The 1,478-nt window shown below is 67.8% G+C and carries 1 protein-coding gene; it reads left to right on the forward strand.

Translation table 11 applies throughout. The annotated features are described in order from the left end of the window. The first annotated feature begins 234 nt into the window (after positions 1-234). A complete protein-coding gene (locus F8178_RS20330) occupies positions 235-1,455 on the forward strand; it encodes an IS110 family transposase (protein ID WP_317496465.1) in 1,221 nt (406 codons plus the stop codon). Positions 1,456-1,478: the final 23 nt, after the last annotated feature.

Consider the following 1,478-nt stretch of genomic DNA (forward strand, 5'->3'; position numbering starts at 1 on the left):
CCCCCGTTACCGTTTTCGCGGCTCCTTGATCGAGGGGCTCCTGGTCTCCAGGCCCGGCATGACTGATGCCCCCAGTCGAGTGCATGATCCGGGGGGTGGTGTCACCGGGCTTGGTGCATCGCTGGATCGCTGGATAGGGACACGACCGCCTGCGGGGAGGTCTCGTCGTAACGTGGATGCCGACCGTCGATGCGTGGCTGGTGACCAGGACCGACGTGGCGAAAGGCCTGGTAAATGGCGAGCAGTCCACAGTATGGGGTGTTCCTCGGTTTCGATGTCGGCAAGGGCGAACACCACGCGATCGGCCTGAGCCCGGACGGCACACGCCTGCATGATGCGGCACTGCCGAACAGCGAGCCGAAGCTGCGGGAGGTGTTCGATCGCCTCGCCGAGCACGGGCGGATCCTGGTCGTGGTGGACCAGCCGGCCACGATCGGTGCGCTGCCGGTGGCCGTGGCCCGTGCCTGCGGGCATGAGGTGGCGTATCTGCCCGGCCTGGCGATGCGGCGCATCGCCGATCTCTATCCCGGCACCGCGAAGACCGACGCCCGCGATGCGCTGGTTATCGCCGATGCCGCCCGCACGTTGCCGCACACGCTGCGGGCGGTCGATGTCGGCGATGAGACCCTGGCCGAGTTGGAGGTGCTGGTCGGCTACGACGACGACCTCGCAGGCGAGGCGACCCGGATCAGTAACCGTATCCGCGGGCTGCTGACCGGCATCCACCCGGCGCTGGAACGCGCCATCGGCGGAAAGATCACGCACCGGGCCGTGCTGGAGATCCTCACCCAATGCGGCGGGCCGGCAGGCATCCGCGCCACCGACAATGACACGGTCGCCGCCATTGCCGCCGAGCACGCCCCGCGCATGCACACCCGGCTCGTCGAGGCGATCCAGGCCGCATTGGACGAACAGACCGTGAGTGTTCCTGGCAGCGCGGCCGCCGAGACGGTGCTGCCGCAGCTGGCCGAGAGCCTGAAAACCGTGCTGTCTCAACGCACAACCCTGGCGGCGCAGGTGGAGGAGCTGCTTGATGCGCACCCTCTTGCCGGGGTCCTGACCTCCATGCCCGGCATCGGGGTCAGGACCGCCGCCAGAATCCTGCTCGAGATCGGCGACGCCTCGCACTTCGCCAGCTCAGCCCACCTGGCCGCCTACGCTGGCATCGCCCCGGTCACCCACAAATCGGGCTCATCCATCAAAGGTGAGCACCCGGCACGAGCAGGCAACCGCAAGCTCAAGCGCGCCTTCTTCCTCGCCGCCTTCGCAGCTCTACCCGATCCGGAAAGCCGCGCCTACTACGACAAGAAGCGTGCCGAAGGCAAAAAACACAACGCCGCCCTCATCTGCCTCGCCCGGCGCCGCTGCGACGTCCTGTTCGCCATGCTGCGCAACGGCACCTACTACCAACCCGCCCAGCCCGCACCGAAGGAAAAACTCCCGGCAGCCGCTTGACCAACCCCATAGGGACACCCCCC

It is taken from the genome of Haloechinothrix sp. LS1_15, assembly GCF_033042135.1.
Taxonomy (GTDB): domain Bacteria; phylum Actinomycetota; class Actinomycetes; order Mycobacteriales; family Pseudonocardiaceae; genus Haloechinothrix.

What these genes read in the sequence shown, in the direction of transcription:
- F8178_RS20330 (WP_317496465.1), top strand. Translation starts at nt 235, where the DNA reads ATGGCGAGCAGTCCACAGTATGGGGTGTTCCTCGGTTTCGATGTCGGC.